This window comes from Kosakonia sp. MUSA4 (assembly GCF_013085925.1).
In the GTDB taxonomy this organism is placed as follows: Bacteria; Pseudomonadota; Gammaproteobacteria; order Enterobacterales; family Enterobacteriaceae; genus Kosakonia; species Kosakonia sacchari_B.
The window spans coordinates 3,993,392-4,009,096 of record NZ_CP025697.1; the positions used below are offsets into that span (position 1 = coordinate 3,993,392).

The 15,705-nt window shown below is 55.1% G+C and carries 19 protein-coding genes; 14 read left to right on the forward strand and 5 right to left on the reverse strand.

All coding sequences use genetic code 11. The features are described 5' to 3' along the window. The first annotated feature begins 141 nt into the window (after positions 1 to 141). From C0557_RS18820 to C0557_RS18875, 12 genes are all read left to right on the forward strand, one after another. On the forward strand, positions 142 to 1,200 hold the full coding sequence (locus C0557_RS18820; RefSeq protein WP_208660187.1) for a phage tail protein: 1,059 nt from the start codon (positions 142 to 144) through the stop codon (positions 1,198 to 1,200). Next, positions 1,200 to 1,796 (forward strand): tail fiber assembly protein, encoded by a 597-nt coding sequence (locus C0557_RS18825; RefSeq protein WP_208660189.1) that lies wholly within the window; start codon positions 1,200 to 1,202, stop codon positions 1,794 to 1,796. The genes C0557_RS18820 and C0557_RS18825 overlap by 1 nt, the downstream gene beginning before the upstream one ends. A 187-nt stretch (positions 1,797 to 1,983) precedes the next feature. Further along, the gene (locus tag C0557_RS18830; RefSeq protein WP_208660192.1) at positions 1,984 to 3,123 is read left to right on the forward strand and encodes a phage tail protein; all 1,140 of its coding nucleotides are present in this window, start codon (positions 1,984 to 1,986) and stop codon (positions 3,121 to 3,123) included. Then, on the forward strand, positions 3,123 to 3,716 hold the full coding sequence (locus C0557_RS18835; protein ID WP_208660194.1) for a tail fiber assembly protein: 594 nt from the start codon (positions 3,123 to 3,125) through the stop codon (positions 3,714 to 3,716). Before C0557_RS18830 ends, C0557_RS18835 begins: the two co-directional genes overlap by 1 nt. A gap of 128 nt (positions 3,717 to 3,844) precedes the next feature. Next, a complete protein-coding gene (locus C0557_RS18840) occupies positions 3,845 to 5,026 on the forward strand; it encodes a phage tail sheath protein (protein ID WP_074773984.1) in 1,182 nt (393 codons plus the stop codon). A 12-nt stretch (positions 5,027 to 5,038) separates the two neighbouring features. Beyond that, complete coding sequence (locus C0557_RS18845; protein WP_007370716.1) at positions 5,039 to 5,557, forward strand: phage major tail tube protein; 519 nt, start codon at positions 5,039 to 5,041, stop codon at positions 5,555 to 5,557. A 62-nt stretch (positions 5,558 to 5,619) separates the two neighbouring features. Then, entirely contained in the window at positions 5,620 to 5,901 is a 282-nt protein-coding gene (locus C0557_RS18850) for a phage tail assembly protein (protein WP_208660196.1), read from the forward strand. Positions 5,902 to 5,933: 32 nt separating this feature from the next. Continuing rightward, entirely contained in the window at positions 5,934 to 6,053 is a 120-nt protein-coding gene (locus C0557_RS18855) for a GpE family phage tail protein (protein ID WP_071777697.1), read from the forward strand. Next, the gene (locus C0557_RS18860) at positions 6,046 to 7,761 is read left to right on the forward strand and encodes a phage tail tape measure protein (RefSeq protein WP_208660198.1); all 1,716 of its coding nucleotides are present in this window, start codon (positions 6,046 to 6,048) and stop codon (positions 7,759 to 7,761) included. The genes C0557_RS18855 and C0557_RS18860 overlap by 8 nt, the downstream gene beginning before the upstream one ends. Then, entirely contained in the window at positions 7,758 to 8,219 is a 462-nt protein-coding gene (locus C0557_RS18865) for a phage tail protein (protein WP_208660200.1), read from the forward strand. The genes C0557_RS18860 and C0557_RS18865 overlap by 4 nt, the downstream gene beginning before the upstream one ends. Further along, a complete protein-coding gene (locus C0557_RS18870) occupies positions 8,216 to 9,358 on the forward strand; it encodes a contractile injection system protein, VgrG/Pvc8 family (RefSeq protein ID WP_208660202.1) in 1,143 nt (380 codons plus the stop codon). Before C0557_RS18865 ends, C0557_RS18870 begins: the two co-directional genes overlap by 4 nt. Positions 9,359 to 9,432: 74 nt before the next feature. After that, on the forward strand, positions 9,433 to 9,624 hold the full coding sequence (locus tag C0557_RS18875) for an ogr/Delta-like zinc finger family protein (protein WP_208660204.1): 192 nt from the start codon (positions 9,433 to 9,435) through the stop codon (positions 9,622 to 9,624). A gap of 155 nt (positions 9,625 to 9,779) precedes the next feature. Here C0557_RS18875 and rplS read toward each other — a convergent pair whose 3' ends face one another. The 5 genes from rplS to ffh all read right to left on the reverse strand — a co-directional run bounded on the left by rplS (position 9,780) and on the right by ffh (position 13,406). Further along, the gene (rplS, locus tag C0557_RS18880) at positions 9,780 to 10,127 is read right to left on the reverse strand and encodes a 50S ribosomal protein L19 (protein WP_002914145.1); all 348 of its coding nucleotides are present in this window, start codon (positions 10,125 to 10,127) and stop codon (positions 9,780 to 9,782) included. A 43-nt stretch (positions 10,128 to 10,170) separates the two neighbouring features. Further along, complete coding sequence (gene trmD, locus C0557_RS18885) at positions 10,171 to 10,938, reverse strand: tRNA (guanosine(37)-N1)-methyltransferase TrmD (protein WP_007370710.1); 768 nt, start codon at positions 10,936 to 10,938, stop codon at positions 10,171 to 10,173. Positions 10,939 to 10,968: 30 nt separating this feature from the next. Further along, positions 10,969 to 11,517 (reverse strand): ribosome maturation factor RimM, encoded by a 549-nt coding sequence (rimM, locus tag C0557_RS18890; RefSeq protein ID WP_208663026.1) that lies wholly within the window; start codon positions 11,515 to 11,517, stop codon positions 10,969 to 10,971. An 18-nt stretch (positions 11,518 to 11,535) separates the two neighbouring features. Then, on the reverse strand, positions 11,536 to 11,784 hold the full coding sequence (gene rpsP, locus C0557_RS18895; protein ID WP_074773966.1) for a 30S ribosomal protein S16: 249 nt from the start codon (positions 11,782 to 11,784) through the stop codon (positions 11,536 to 11,538). Positions 11,785 to 12,044: 260 nt separating this feature from the next. Next, positions 12,045 to 13,406, reverse strand: coding sequence for a signal recognition particle protein (ffh, locus tag C0557_RS18900; protein ID WP_208660206.1), 1,362 nt, complete (start codon positions 13,404 to 13,406; stop codon positions 12,045 to 12,047). A 168-nt stretch (positions 13,407 to 13,574) separates the two neighbouring features. On the opposite strand from ffh, the gene C0557_RS18905 reads away from it, so the two are divergent. Continuing rightward, on the forward strand, positions 13,575 to 14,363 hold the full coding sequence (locus C0557_RS18905) for an inner membrane protein YpjD (protein ID WP_074773963.1): 789 nt from the start codon (positions 13,575 to 13,577) through the stop codon (positions 14,361 to 14,363). 18 nt (positions 14,364 to 14,381) lie between these two features. Beyond that, positions 14,382 to 15,668 carry an HlyC/CorC family transporter gene (locus C0557_RS18910; protein WP_208663028.1) on the forward strand — a complete coding sequence of 429 codons (1,287 nt, stop codon included), beginning with the start codon at positions 14,382 to 14,384 and terminating at the stop codon, positions 15,666 to 15,668. Positions 15,669 to 15,705 lie beyond the last annotated feature (37 nt).

The window sequence follows — 15,705 nt, forward strand, 5'->3', positions numbered from 1 at the left end:
CTGCTGAAACGGGCTGCGGCCCGTTTTATTTTATCTCCCTCGTTGTATCAGCAGACCAACAACGCCGCTGATTAGCGTCTGCCTGTGGCTGAACGGAAAATAATCCCACCGTTCACCCTTCAACAACCAGAGAGCATACGCATGACTGCCAAATATTTTGCCATTCTGACCAATCAGGGCGCTGCGAGGCTGGCAAACGCCGCGTCGCTCGGCACAAAACTTAATCTCACGCAGATGGCGGTTGGCGATGCCAACGGCGTACTACCGATGCCAGACCCGGCGCAAACAAAACTGATTAACCAGCAGCGTATTGCGCCGCTGAACCGACTGTCGGTCGATCCTAATAACACCAGCCAGATTATTGCCGAGCAGGTTATTCCGGAGACGGAAGGCGGTTTCTGGATCCGCGAAATTGGCCTCTATGATGACGAGGGCGTACTGATTGCGCTCGCCAACTGCCCGGAAACGTACAAACCGCAAATGCAGGAAGGGAGCGGGCGCACGCAGACCATCCGCATGGTGCTCACCGTCTCATCAACGGCTGCCGTCACGTTGAAAATCGACCCGTCGGTGGTGCTGGCGACGCGGCAGTACGCCGATGACCTGATGAACAATCATGTTAAAGCCGCTAACCCGCATGCGCAGTACGCACCGCTGGCCAGCCCGGTGTTTATCGGCACGCCGACGGTGCCGGATACGCATATCGGCAACTACGGACAGCAGATCGCCAACACCAAATATGTGCGCGATGTTATTGCTGACTACGACGGCATTTTGCCGGTGGGTTCACCTGTCGCCTGGCCGCAAGCAACCCCGCCTGGCGGCTGGTTTAAATGCAACGGCGCGTCTTTTGATAAAACCCAGTTTCCGCGGCTGGCAGCCGCCTACCCGGCTGGCGTTCTGCCGGATCTGCGCGGTGAGTTTATTCGCGGTCTGGATGATGGGCGCGGGCTGGACGCCGGGCGAGCGCTGCTTTCAGCGCAGTCTGATGAGTTGAGATCGCATAACCACCGATTTATTAATGAATACGGCACGCCCACCGGGAAAATTATCGCCTTTACCGATGAAAACAGTGAAAAAGTGGATCTCACCGGGCAAACAGGTAACCGCTGCCATACCTATATCTACATGGAAAACACCGGTGGCGCGGAAACCCGTCCACATAACATTGCATTTAACTACATCGTGAGGGCTCAATAATGTTGACCGCAATTCTGGATGAAAACCGCTTAGCCACCAGCGCCGGGGAAGTGACCGTTTACAATTATGACGCGACCAGCCGCGAATACCTCTCCACATCCGTTGAGTATCTCGCGGTGGGTGTCGGTATCCCGGCGAACGCAGCGCTTGATGCGCCGCTTTCGGCGAAAACGGGGTTTGCCGTATGCCGCAACGCTGCCGGGCAGGCGTGGGAATATATTCACGACGCACGTGGTGAAACGGTATATGACACCGCCAGCGGCGAACAAAAACAGATAACCGAACTGGGCAATTACCCGGCGACTGCCACCACGCTTGCTCCGGCTACGCCTTATGACGTCTGGAATGGTAGCGCGTGGGTCATCGATGAAAGTGCGCAAAAAACAGCGCTGATAGCGGAAGCTGAACAGAACAAAACGCAGCGGCTGAAGACCGCGAAAGAGAGCATCAGCGTGTGGCAGACCGAACTGCAGCTCGGTATTATCAGCGACGACGACAAAGCGAGCCTGGTGAAATGGCTGGAGTACATCAAGCGCGTGCAGGCTGTCGATACCGCAAACGCACCGGATATCAGCTGGCCTGAACAGCCGCAATAAGACCAACGGGCCGCGGCCCGTTTTTTGTCGGGTAACGCTGCGTTTACCCGACTTACCATTCCCCCCGGCCAACCTCCAGCAGACCATTAGGGTTGTATCGCCCGGCAACCAACCCTAACTAATAGGCCCCGCCCCGATGTGCCCCGGACAATACCGTTTACTCAATCGATAACCTGAGAGTGAACGCATGACTGTAAAATATTTTGCCATCCTGACCAATCAGGGCGCGGCGAAGCTGGCGAACGCCACCGCGCTGGGCACCCAAATCCATATTACGCAAATGGCCGTTGGCGATGGCAACGGCAGCCTGCCCACGCCCGACCCGGCACAAACCCGGCTGGTTAACCAAAAACGCATCGGCGCAGTAAACACACTGACTGTCGATGCAGAGGATGCCAATCAAATTATCGCCGAGCAGGTGATCCCGGAAAACGAAGGGGGATACTGGATCCGCGAACTAGGTCTCTTCGATGACGATGGCGTACTGGTTGCCGTCGCCAACTGCCCGGAAACCTACAAACCGCTGTTAGGCGAAGGCAGCGGGCGCACGCAGACGATTCGTATGGCGCTGATTGTTTCCTCTACCGCAGCTGTCACGCTAAAAATTGATCCGTCAGTGGTGCTGGCGACGCGCAAGTATGTCGATGACAAGGTTATCGAGGTAAAGGCCTGGGCCGATAACCTGCTGAGCCAGCATATTGCAGCCAGCAACCCGCATACTCAGTATGCGCCGATTGCCAGTCCCACATTGACCGGAACACCAAAAGCCCCCACCGCGGGACAAACGGCAAATGATACGCAACTGGCCACCACCGAATTTGTTAAAACGGCAATATCAGCGCTGAACCTGGGTGACGGTTCGGCGTTGCCGGTTGGCGTGCCCATTCCCTGGTCATCGGCGACACCGCCGACAGGTTGGCTGAAATGTAACGGCGCGGCGTTCACCGCAGCGCAATACCCGAAACTGGCTGTGGCTTATCCAAACCTTGTATTACCTGATTTACGAGGGGAATTTATTCGTGGCTGGGATGATGGACGCGGGGTTGATGCAAGCAGAACTTTACTTAGCGCACAGAGCGATGCTATTCGAAACATCACAGGCCAGATAAACGATATCTACGGCGGCGGTCTCATGCCGGGCTCAAAAGCAGGAGCTTTATCGACCTCGAGCGTATCTGTTCCTGCCGCGTATTACTTAACAAGCAGCTCATCTGGATTCGAGCGAACCGTGCTAGGACTGGTATTTAACGCCTCCAGTATGGTACCAACAGCATCAGAAAACCGTCCCGTGAACATCGCCTTTAACTACATTGTGAGGGCTGCATAATGACATCAGCAGTATTGGATAAAGCAAAAATCGCCACCACCGCAGGAAATATCACTGTTTACGGCTTTTCTGCGCAAACCGGCGAATTTACCGGTTCCAGCGAAGAGTTTTTAGCGATCGGCGTCGGTCTTCCCGCCGGTTCAACAGACGTTGCTCCCGGTGCCGTTGCTGAGGGGTATGTGGTTGTCTTTACGGGAAGCGCGTGGGAGCAGAAAGAAGATCATCGCGGGCAAACCGTCTATTCCACGGCCGATCTTAGCGCCTCAACGGTGGATTATATCGGCCCGCTTAAAGACGGATTTGTTGCCATTGAGCCCGCAACGCCCTATGACAAGTGGAATGGAAGTGCATGGATTACGGACGCCGAAGCGCAACACGTCGCTGCGGTTAAGGATGCGCAGGCGCTTCGCCAACAACATATCGATACGGCAATGTCATCCATCAGCGTTATCCAGCTTAAGTTGCAGGCGGGCAGGACGCTGAATGACGAGGAAAAAAACCGGCTCGATCAGGTTCTGGATTATATCGATACCATCAACGCCATTGACCTCTCCAGCGCGCCCAACATCACCTGGCCCACTCAGCCAGCATAATGCAACGGGCTACGGCCCGTTTTTTGCCGCCCGCCTGTTGTTTCATCCTCGCCCCAACCCCGATAAATAGCGCTGCGCCGCTGCGGCCTGGAGAATAGCACTCACCCCAACACCACGGAGTTAAACGGATGAGTGACTATCATCATGGCGTTCAGGTCGTCGAAATCAACGACGGCACGCGCGTCATTTCCACTGTCTCGACCGCCATTGTCGGCATGGTATGTACTGCCAGCGATGCCGATGCGGCAACCTTTCCACTGAATGAACCGGTGCTTGTCACCAGCGTGCAAAGCGCCATCGCCAAAGCGGGCACCAAAGGTACGCTGGCCTCTTCGCTGCAAGCCATTGCCGACCAGGCGAAACCGGTTATCGTCGTTGTGCGCGTCGCTGAAGGCAGCGGCGATGATGCGCAGGCGCAGACGATTTCCAACATCATCGGCACCACCGACGAAAACGGCAAATACACCGGCCTGAAAGCGCTGCTGACCGCCGAAGCCGTCACCGGCGTGAAACCGCGTATTCTGGGCGTTCCGGGTTATGACACCCTGGAAGTCGCCACCGCGCTGGCGCCAGTCTGCCAGAAGCTGCGCGCCTTCGGTTATGTCAGCGCCTGGGGCTGCAAAACCATTTCCGATGCGATTAAGTATCGCGAGAACTTCAGCCAGCGCGAGCTGATGGTGATTTGGCCGGATTTTCTCGCCTGGGATACCGTGGCGAACGCGACGGCAACCGCCTACGCTACCGCCCGCGCACTTGGCCTGCGTGCGTATATCGACCAGTCCGTCGGCTGGCACAAAACGCTGTCCAACGTTGGCGTGAATGGCGTCACCGGCATCAGCACCCCGGTTTTCTGGGATTTGCAGGAATCCGGCACTGATGCCGACCTGCTGAACGAAGCGGGTGTGACCACGCTGATTCGCAAAGATGGCTTCCGCTTCTGGGGCAACCGTACCTGCTCCGACGATCCGCTGTTCCTGTTTGAAAACTACACCCGCACCGCGCAGGTTATCGCCGACACCATGGCCGACGCGCATATGTGGGCGGTCGACAAACCGATTACCGCAACGCTTATCCGCGACATCATCGACGGTATCAACGCCAAGTTCCGCGAACTGAAAAGCAACGGTTACATCGTTGATGCCACCTGCTGGTTCGACGAGAGCGCCAATGACGCCGAGACCCTGAAAGCCGGGAAACTGTATATCGATTACGACTATACGCCGGTGCCGCCACTGGAAAACCTGACCTTACGCCAGCGCATCACCGATAAATATCTGGCGAATCTGGTCTCCTCGGTCAACAGCAATTAAGGAGCCTGATAAATGGCAATGCCGCGAAAACTGAAATATATGAACGTGTTCCTCAATGGCTATAGCTATCAGGGGATCGCAAAATCCATCACGCTGCCGAAACTGACCCGCAAGCTGGAGAACTACCGTGGCGCAGGCATGAACGGTATCGCGCCGATTGATATGGGTCTTGATGACGACGCCATGGCAATGGAGTGGTCGCTGGGCGGCTTCCCGGATGAGGCTATCTGGGAACTGTATGGCGCAACCAGCGCCGATGCGGTGCCGATCCGCTTTGCCGGTTCCTACCAGCGCGATGACACCGGCGAAACGGTCGCCGTTGAAGTGGTGATGCGCGGTCGTCAGAAAGAGATCGACACCGGCGAGAACAAGCCGGGCGAAGACACCGAGTCCAAAATCTCCGTCGTCTGTACTTATTTCAAACTGACGATGGACGGCAAGGAACTGGTGGAAATCGACACCATCAACATGATCGAAAAAGTGAACGGCGTCGATCGTCTCGAACAGCACCGCCGCAATATCGGCCTGTAACCCCTGCCCGGTCAGCCTGGCTGGCCGGGACTTCCCTCCGCTAACGCAATCACGAGGATTTTATGAGCAACGAAACTGATAACGTCGTTACCCTGGAAACGCCGATCAAACGCGGCGAACAGCTTATCAACGCCGTTACCCTGATGAAACCGAACGCCGGCAGCCTGCGCGGTCTGAGCCTGGCGGCAGTAGCGAATGCTGAAGTGGATACGCTGATTAAAGTGCTGCCGCGTATCACCTCGCCTTCCCTGACCGAACAGGAAGTGGCGGCGCTGGATCTGGCGGATATGGTCGCGCTGGCAGGCAAGGTGGTCGGTTTTTTGTCGCCGGTTTCGGCACAGTAAGTTTTCCGGCCAACCTGTCGGTTGACGATTTGATGGCGGATATCGCGGTGATTTTTCACTGGCCGCCATCAGAACTCTACCCCCTGAGTCTGACCGAACTCATCACATGGCGCGAAAAGGCGCTTCAGCGAAGCGGGAACACACATGAGTAACAGCACAAATATTGACGCACTGCTCACGGCTGTTGACCAGGCGACGCGCCCGTTTAAAAACCTGCAAACGGCGAATGTTTCGCTTGCTGCCGGTATCAAAGAGACGGAGAAAACTCTGCGTGGGTTGTATGACCAGGTTGCGCAGATTGACGGGTTAACCCGGACGCAAAACGCGCTCACGGAGGTCAGCCAGCAACTGAAAGTGGCGAAAGAGAGCACGCGTGCACTGGCTTCCGAGCTGAAAAAAATCGATCAGCCAACCCAGCGACAGATAACCGCGCTGGATAAAGCCCGCGACAGCGTAAGCGCCTTACAGCAAAAACATGACAACCTGCGCCAGTCGGTAAAAGGCCAGCGACAGGTTCTGCAGCAGGCGGGAATCAGTACGCACGCACCCGCAACGGCAAAACAACGCCTGCAAAGCAGCATTAGCGACAATACCGGGCAACTCAACGCGCAGCGGGCTGCGTTGGCGCAGGAGAACCGGCAAAAACGCGCAGAAAAAATCCAGGCGAGCCAGCAAACGATTCAGGGCATCGCCGGGAAAGTCTCTGCGGTGGGCAAAACCGGGATGTCCGTCGCCACTTCTGGCTTCAACATCGGCAAAAAACTGCTGCAGCCGGGCTATGAACAATCGCTGAAAAATAGCGTGCCGGCTCAGTCTGGCAGCGAAGTGAGTCACCCGGCAAGTGCGCAGGCGGGCAATCTCGGTACCGATTTACAGGCGCTGCAAAGTGCTTATCAGTCGCTGAGTGTGGATATTTTCAGTACGCAAGAATCCTCCCTGCGTCAGCTGGTGCAAACCGCAACGGTTTATCTGGGGCAACTGCAACAGTGGGTGCAGAACAACCAGGGGCTGGTGCAAACCTTCGGCCTGATTGCCACCGTCGTGGTCGGCGTCGCCGGCGCAATTGGCACCGTGGCGGGCGTTATCGCGCCGGTCTTTACGGGCATCAGCACGCTGATCACCATTGCAACCACTTTTGGCAGCGTCTTTACCACCGTCTGCGGCGGGATTATGGCGGTGCTCGGTTCGCTCACGCTGCCGATTGTCGGCGTGATTGCCATTGTTGCCGCCGCTGCGCTGGCCATTTACACCTGGTGGGAGCCAATCAGCGCTTTCTTTAGTGGTGTAATGGCCGGGATTAGCGCCGCATTCGCCCCGCTCGCCGGACTGTTTGCGCCGCTGCAACCGCTGTTCGATGTCATCAGCAGCAGCTTACAAAACATCAAACAGCTGTTCAGCGACCTGATTACCCCCGTTCAGGCCAGCCAGGAAACGCTGAACCAGTGCGCAACAGCGGGTTTCTATTTCGGCCAGATGCTCTCTGGCTCCATCGCGCTGGTGATTGAGGGCGTAAAAATATTGGGCAGCAGCCTGAGTTGGGTACTGGAAAAGCTCGGGATTATCGATAAAAAACCGGTGCTCGAAGTACCGAAACCGCCGACAGATGCCAGCGGCAGCCAGAGCTACATTCAGCCAACCAGCGCCATGCCAGGCTTTAACAATTATCAGGCGGCGAAACCCGCAGGCGGCGGCTCCTACGTTGACCAGAGCAGAACGGATATCAACGTGACGCTACAGGGTGATGTGTCACCGGGCAGCGATAACAGCCGCCACCTGATGGAACTACTCGAGCAGCACGAAAGCAATAAGCGCGACAATGCGCTCTCGCAATTCAACGCGTTAGGAGGTTATGCACCATGATGCTGGCGCTGGGACTTTTTGTATTTATGCGGCAGACACTGCCCTATACCGCCATGAACCGCACGTCCGGATATAACTGGGCCTCCAATAGCCGCGTCGGTAAACGCGCGGCATTTCAGTACCTTGGCCCAGGCGAAGAGACCATCGATCTTGGCGGTGAACTCTATCCGGAGCTGACCGGCGGCCCGCAGTCGCTGGAGGTCGTGCGCGCGATGGCCGAACAGGGGAAAGCGTGGCCGCTGATTGACGGAACGGGAACCATTTACGGCATGTTTGTTATCGAAAGCCTGAAAGACAACGGCTCCGAGTACTACAGCGACGGTTCGCCACGCAAAATCGGCTTCACCCTGAGCTTAAAGCGGGTGGATGAGTCGCTGGCCGCCATGTTTGGCGATATTCGCCAGCAGGGCGAAACGCTCTATTCCGAGGCAAGAAAAACGCTGGGGATCGCCTTATGATCGATGCGCTGACCAATGGGCTGGCGCAGGTCAGCAGCCCTGCTTATTCACTGACGCTGGACGGTAAAGATATCACCGAAAATATCGCTCCCCGGCTTATCAGCCTGACAGTCGAAGATAACCGTGGTTTCACCGCTGATACGCTGACACTGGTGCTGGATGATGCCGATGGCGATATTCAGTTGCCGCAGCGCAAAACAAAAATCCGCGTGTTTATCGGCGAAAAAGGCTATGCGCTGGTCGGGCTGGGTGAGTTTGTTATCGATCAGGTTAAGCATGATGGTGCACCGGATAAGGTGACGGTGATCGGACGCAGTGCGGATTTCAACGGCAAACTCAACAAAGAACATGAGCAGTCGTGGCATGACACCACGCTGGGCGCCATTGTCGAGGAGATTGCTAAACGCTGTGATCTCGAAGCCAGTATCGCCGAATCGCTGAAGGGGATTAAGATTGCGCATATTGACCAGTCGATGGAATCTGACGCCAGTTTCCTGCACCGCCTGGCGCTGCGTAACGGCGCCGAACTGACGGTGAAATGGAGCAAACTGATGCTGATTAAACCGGGACGGGGGTTAAATGCAAAGGGCGAAGCGTTCCCGCAGGTCGTCATTCAGCGCAGCGACGGTGATAAACACAGTTTTAATATTGCCGACCGCTCAAGCTACACCGGCGTGACGGCGCGCTGGCTTGATACCAAAACGCCAAAAAATCAGACGCAAAAGGTGCTGTTACAGCGTAAAACCACTACGCAAACCACTGCCAGCACAGGACATCCCCAGGCGACGACAGCCCCGACAGCGCAAAGCAAAGAGCAGGTTTACGTCGCGGGGAGTGCCGATAACGTCTATGGCATGTTGACCGTCTATGCCAGCGAAGAGGAAGCGAAAAGGGCTGCCGATGGGCTGTGGAATAACATTCAGCGCAATACGGCCACCTTTTCCCTCACTCTGGCGCGGGGACGTACCGACATCACCCCGGAAACGCCTGTGCGGGTTTCCGGCTTTAAGCAGGTCATTGACGATACGACATGGACGATTAAAAAAGTGACGCACAGCCTGGATAACAGTGGGTTTGTCAGCAAGCTTGATCTGGAAGTCAAAATCGAGGAAGGACAATATGATGTGCAGAACAAATAGCAAATGCGATTTATAATTTGCATTTGCAAGTTATAAGTTTATTATTGCAGCATGTTAACGAGGGAGAACCCACCATGATGCATTGCCCGGTATGCCAGCAAGCGGCGCATGCGCGCTCAAGCCGCTACCTGAGTTCCGAAACCAAAGAGCGCTACCATCAGTGTCAGAATATCCAGTGTGGCTGCACATTTGTCACCCACGAGTCGCTGGCGCGTTACATTGTCCGACCGCCGCTGACAGAAGCCGCTCCCCATTCAACACGATAATTGCTTTCCCTCAGCCTGCGCCAGCAGGCTTTTTTTTGCCTGCCACCACGGCAATCCGCTGCCGCCATTCTGCCGCCATCACCAATAAAAAAGGGGTTAGCATTACGCTAACCCCTTGTTCTATAACACGCTTTGGATGTAGCGTGTGCGTTTTATCAGTTAAGACGCTCTTTAATACGAGCAGACTTACCGGTACGCTCACGCAGGTAGTACAGTTTAGCTTTACGTACAGCACCACGACGTTTAACAGCAATGCTGTCAACTACCGGAGAGTGAGTCTGGAAGACACGCTCAACGCCTTCGCCGTTGGAAATTTTACGAACAGTGAATGCAGAGTGCAGACCGCGGTTACGAATAGCGATAACCACGCCCTCGAATGCCTGCAGACGTTTTTTGGAACCTTCAACAACCCATACTTTCACTTCCACGGTATCACCCGGACGGAAGGAAGGTACGTCCTGCTTCATCTGCTCTTGTTCAAGTTGCTTAATAATGTTGCTCATAATTTAATCTCTTATCCTGGGTAAACTGATATTCGGGGGTGTGTTACACCAGCCCATCATGTTTGTGTTGCTGTTGCGCGTGCTCTCGTTGGAACTCCGCCAGCAACCTTGCTTGCTCTTCAGTCAGAGCCAGGTTTTCCAGAAGTTCAGGTCTTCTAAGCCAGGTACGGCCCAGCGACTGCTTCAAACGCCAGCGACGTATCTCAGCATGGTTCCCCGACAGTAATACCGCCGGTACTTCCATCCCTTCTAACACTTCAGGTCGGGTGTAGTGTGGACAATCCAGCAACCCGTCAGCAAAGGAATCTTCCGTTGCCGATGCTTCGTGCCCCAGTACCCCCGGAATAAACCGGGAAACCGAGTCAATCAGCGTCATTGCTGGTAGCTCACCACCGCTGAGAACGTAATCGCCGATAGACCATTCTTCGTCAATCTCGGTTTGAATTACGCGCTCATCTATCCCTTCGTAGCGACCACACACCAGAATCAACTTCTGATTGGTAGCCAGCTCGCTAACGCCCGCTTGATCAAGCTTGCGTCCCTGAGGCGACAGATAAATCACTTTGGCGCCTTCGCCCGCCGCGGCTTTTGCTGCATGAATGGCGTCCCGCAACGGGTTCACCATCATTAACATCCCCGGTCCGCCGCCGTAAGGACGATCGTCCACGGTACGGTGCCGGTCATGAGCGAAATCACGCGGACTCCAGCTCTGGATGCTCAGCAGGCCATTTTTTACTGCCCGGCCAGTTACCCCGTAGTCGGTAATCGCGCGGAACATTTCAGGAAACAGGCTAATTATGCCAATCCACATAGCGCCGTCTTTTACCGTATATCCGGAGGTTTAAAAACCAGGATCCCAATCTACTTCAATGGTTTGAGTAGCGAGATCGACTTTCTTGATAACCTGCCCATCGAGGAACGGAACCAACCGCTCCTTGATACCAAATGCATCTTTCAGGTTTGCCTTGATGACGAGAACGTCATTAGACCCGGTTTCCATCATATCGACGACTTTACCGAGGCTGTAACCTTCAGTAGTCACTACCTGGCAGCCCATCAGGTCTTTCCAGTAGTAGTCACCCTCTTCCAGTTCCGGCAACTGCGAGGAATCCACGACGATTTCGCAATTCGTCAGCAGATTCGCTGCATCTCTGTCATCAATACCTTTCAGTTTGATGACGATGTCCTGATTGTGGTAGCGCCAGCTTTCCAGCTCAATGCTCTGCCACTGACCCGCCTTCTGGATAAACCAGGGCTGATAGTCAAAAATGCTTTCGGCGTCTTCGGTAGAGGAAAACACTCTGAGCCAACCACGAATTCCGTAAGAAGACCCCAGTTTGCCGACAGTAATTGGCTCAGCAGGGACCGCTGCGGTTTGTTGCTTGCTCATCATGACCACCGTGACAGATTAAGCTGCTTTCTGTGCTTCTTTGATCAGCGCGGAAACGCGATCGGAAACGGTAGCGCCCTGGCCAACCCAGTGCTGAATACGATCCAGATCCAGGCGGGTGCCTTCTTCTTTCTCGGAAGCGAGTGGGTTGAAGAAGCCAACGCGCTCGATGAAGCGACCGTTGCGTGCATTACGGCTGTCAGTCACAACAACCTGGTAGAACGGACGCTTTTTAGCGCCGTGACGTGCTAAACGAATAGTTACCATAACATCCTCTTGTGTGAATAAAACACCAGGCCCCATCGAGGAACGGAGCCCGGCGTCATATTAAAAGCCCGAAAATTTTACTCATTTTTTGCTAAAAAGCAATCGACACGTGCGAATCTGTGAGGTGTGAGGCCGTCGGCGTTGCCGTCAGTTTGGTGCCGGCGTGCGCGCAGTCACCGGAGCGTACACGCAGTACGTGAGGATGACGAGCACACCCCGGTGCCAAAATGGCAAAAAAGCCAGGCCGTTTATTCGCGTTATTAGCGCCCAGGGAAACCGGGCGGCATCATCCCCTTCATCCCGCGCATCATCTTCGCCATCCCGCCCTTCTTCATCTTCTTCATCATGCGCTGCATGTCGTCGAATTGTTTAAGCAGACGGTTCACATCCTGCACCTGCATACCACAGCCTGCTGCGATGCGGCGTTTACGGGAGCCTTTGATAATGTCCGGGTTGGCGCGCTCTTTCAGCGTCATCGAGTTAATGATCGCCTCCATCCGCACCAGCACTTTGTCATCCATTTGCGCTTTGACGTTGTCCGGGATCTGCCCCATGCCCGGCAGCTTGCCCATCAGGCTTGCCATACCGCCCATGTTTTTCATCTGGCGCAGTTGTTCAAGGAAATCGGTCAGATCGAAGCCGTCGCCTTTTTTCAGCTTGTTCGCCAGCTTCTCGGCCTGTGCGCGGTCAACCTTGCTCTCGATATCTTCAATCAGCGACAGCACATCGCCCATACCGAGAATGCGCGAGGCAATACGATCCGGATGGAACGGCTCCAGCGCTTCGGTTTTCTCGCCGACGCCGAGGAACTTAATCGGTTTGCCGGTGATGTGACGAATCGACAGCGCCGCACCGCCGCGGGCGTCGCCGTCCACTTTGGTCAGCACGACGCCGGTAAGCGGCAGCGCTTCATTAAAGGCTTTCGCCGTGTTCGCCGCATCCTGGCCGGTCATAGCATCGACAACAAACAGCGTTTCCACCGGGTTAATCGCGGCATGAACCTGTTTGATTTCGTCCATCATCGCTTCATCAACGTGCAGACGACCAGCGGTATCCACCAGCAGCACGTCGTAGAATTTCAGCTTCGCGTCTTTCAGCGCCGCGTTAACGATATCGACCGGTTTTTGCGCGACGTCAGAGGGGAAGAAATCGACTTCAACCTGCTGCGCCAGCGTTTCCAGCTGTTTGATCGCCGCCGGGCGATAAACGTCCGCAGAAACGACCAGCACTTTCTTCTTGTGCTTTTCGCGCAGGAACTTACCAAGCTTACCGACGCTGGTGGTTTTACCCGCCCCCTGCAAACCCGCCATCAGCACCACCGCTGGCGGCTGCGCGGCGAGGTTCAGGCTCTGGTTCTCTTCACCCATCGCCGCAACCAGTTCGTTACGGACGATTTTGACGAATTCCTGGCCCGGCGTCAGGCTTTTGTTAACTTCATGACCAACCGCCTTCTCTTTTACGCGGTTGATAAAGTCACGCACTACCGGCAGCGCAACGTCCGCTTCCAGCAGCGCCATACGCACTTCGCGCAGGGTATCTTTGATGTTGTCTTCGGTGAGGCGTCCACGGCCACTGATATTGCGCAGCGTGCGCGACAAACGATCGGTTAAATTATCAAACATTGTCTCTCGCCTGAGGTGATACGGTTGGCCGCCAGGGCGACGCATTACAGAAATTTGCCGGAGTATAACATGAAGACATTGCTCCTGTATGTGATGCAACTGTTGGAGCCAACGTCGCCTGACGTTATACTGCTTTTCTTTCTTCTTCAGTCAACTGCCGACATCCCTATGCCCGTTTTTGCTCTGATCGCTCTTGTTGCCTACTCAATCAGCATCGCGCTGATCGTTCCCGGTTTGCTGCAGAAAAACAGCGGCTGGCGGAAAATGGCTATTCTTTCGGCGGTGATCGCGCTTATTTTCCACGGTTTCGGCCTGAAAGAACGGCTGTTTCCGGACGACGGCGGGCAAAACCTCAGCTTGCTGAATGTCGGTTCGCTGGTCAGTCTGATGATCTGTACGGTGATGACGATTGTCGCCTCGAAAAATCGCGGCTGGCTGCTGCTGCCGATTGTCTATACCTTCGCGCTGATCAACCTCGCCTTCGCGATTTTCGTGCCGAACGAGTACATCACACACCTGGAAGCGACGCCCGGCATGCTGGTGCATATCGGCCTGTCGCTCTTCTCTTATGCCACACTGATTATTGCAGCAATGTATGCCCTGCAACTGGCCTGGATCGACTATCAGTTGAAAAACAAACGGCTGGCTTTCAGTAGTGAAATGCCACCGTTGATGGTCATTGAGCGCAAGATGTTCCACATCACCCAGGTCGGCGTGGTGCTGCTGACGCTGACGCTCTGTACCGGCCTGTTCTATATGAAGAACCTGTTCAGCATGGAGAATATCGACAAAGCCGTGCTCTCTATTATTGCCTGGTTTGTCTATATCGTCCTGCTGTGGGGCCATTACCATGAAGGCTGGCGCGGTCGCCGGGTTGTCTGGTTCAACGTTGCGGGCGCGGGTATTTTAACGCTGGCCTACTTTGGCAGCCGCATCCTGCAGCAGTTTGTGAGTTAACGCCAAAAGGAGTTCCCCCTGGAACACATCTCTACCACGACGCTGATCGTTACCCTGATTATCATGGTCGTGGTTTCAGCCTATTTCTCCGGTTCTGAAACCGGGATGATGACGCTGAACCGCTATCGTCTGCGTCACCTGGCCAAGCAGGGCAACCGCGCGGCCAGACGCGTCGAAAAACTGCTGCGCAAGCCCGATCGCCTGATTAGCCTGGTGCTGATCGGCAACAACCTCGTCAATATTCTCGCCTCGGCGATAGGTACTATCGTCGGGATGCGCCTGTACGGTAACGCCGGTGTGGCGATTGCCACCGGCGTACTAACATTTGTGGTACTGGTGTTCGCCGAAGTCTTGCCGAAAACCATTGCCGCACTCTACCCGGAAAAAGTCGCCTTCCCCAGCAGCTTTCTGCTGGCGCCATTGCAGGTGATCATGCTGCCGCTGGTGTGGCTGCTTAACGGCGTCACCCGCGTGTTGATGCGCATGATTGGCATCAAAGCCGATGTGGTAGTCAGCGGCGCGCTCAGCAAAGATGAATTACGCACTATTGTTAACGAATCGCGCTCGAAAATCTCGCGCCGTAACCAGGACATGCTGCTGTCGATTCTCGATCTGGAAAAGGTGAGCGTTGATGACATCATGGTGCCGCGCAACGAAATTGTCGGTATCGATATCAACGACGACTGGAAAGCGATTGTTCGCCAGCTCACTCACTCACCGCACGGCCGCATTGTGCTGTACCGCGATTCGCTGGATGACGCCATCAGCATGTTGCGCGTGCGCGAAGCCTACCGCCTGATGACCGAAAAGAACGAGTTCACCAAAGAGGTGATGCTGCGCGCTGCCGATGAAATCTACTATGTGCCTGAAGGAACGCCGCTCAGCGTTCAACTGGTGAAATTCCAGCGCAATAAAAAGAAAGTCGGGCTGGTAGTCGATGAGTATGGCGATATTCAGGGGCTGGTGACGGTAGAAGATATTCTTGAAGAGATTGTTGGCGATTTCACCACCTCCATGTCGCCTGCGCTGGCCGATGAAGCCACGCCGCAAAACGACGGTTCAGTGATAATCGACGGCAGCGCCAATGTGCGCGAACTGAATAAAGCCTTTAACTGGCACTTGCCGGAAGATGAAGCCCGCACCATTAACGGTATGCTGCTGGAAGAGCTGGAAGAGATCCCGGCCGTTGGCACGCGCGTGCGCATTGAGCAGTACGACATCGATATTCTCGATGTGCAGGACAACATGATTAAGCAGGTAAAAGTGATCCCGGTGAAAACGCTGCGGGAAAGCGTGGCCGAATAAAATGAAAAACCCTCTCCGGGCGGAGAGGGTTTCAGAC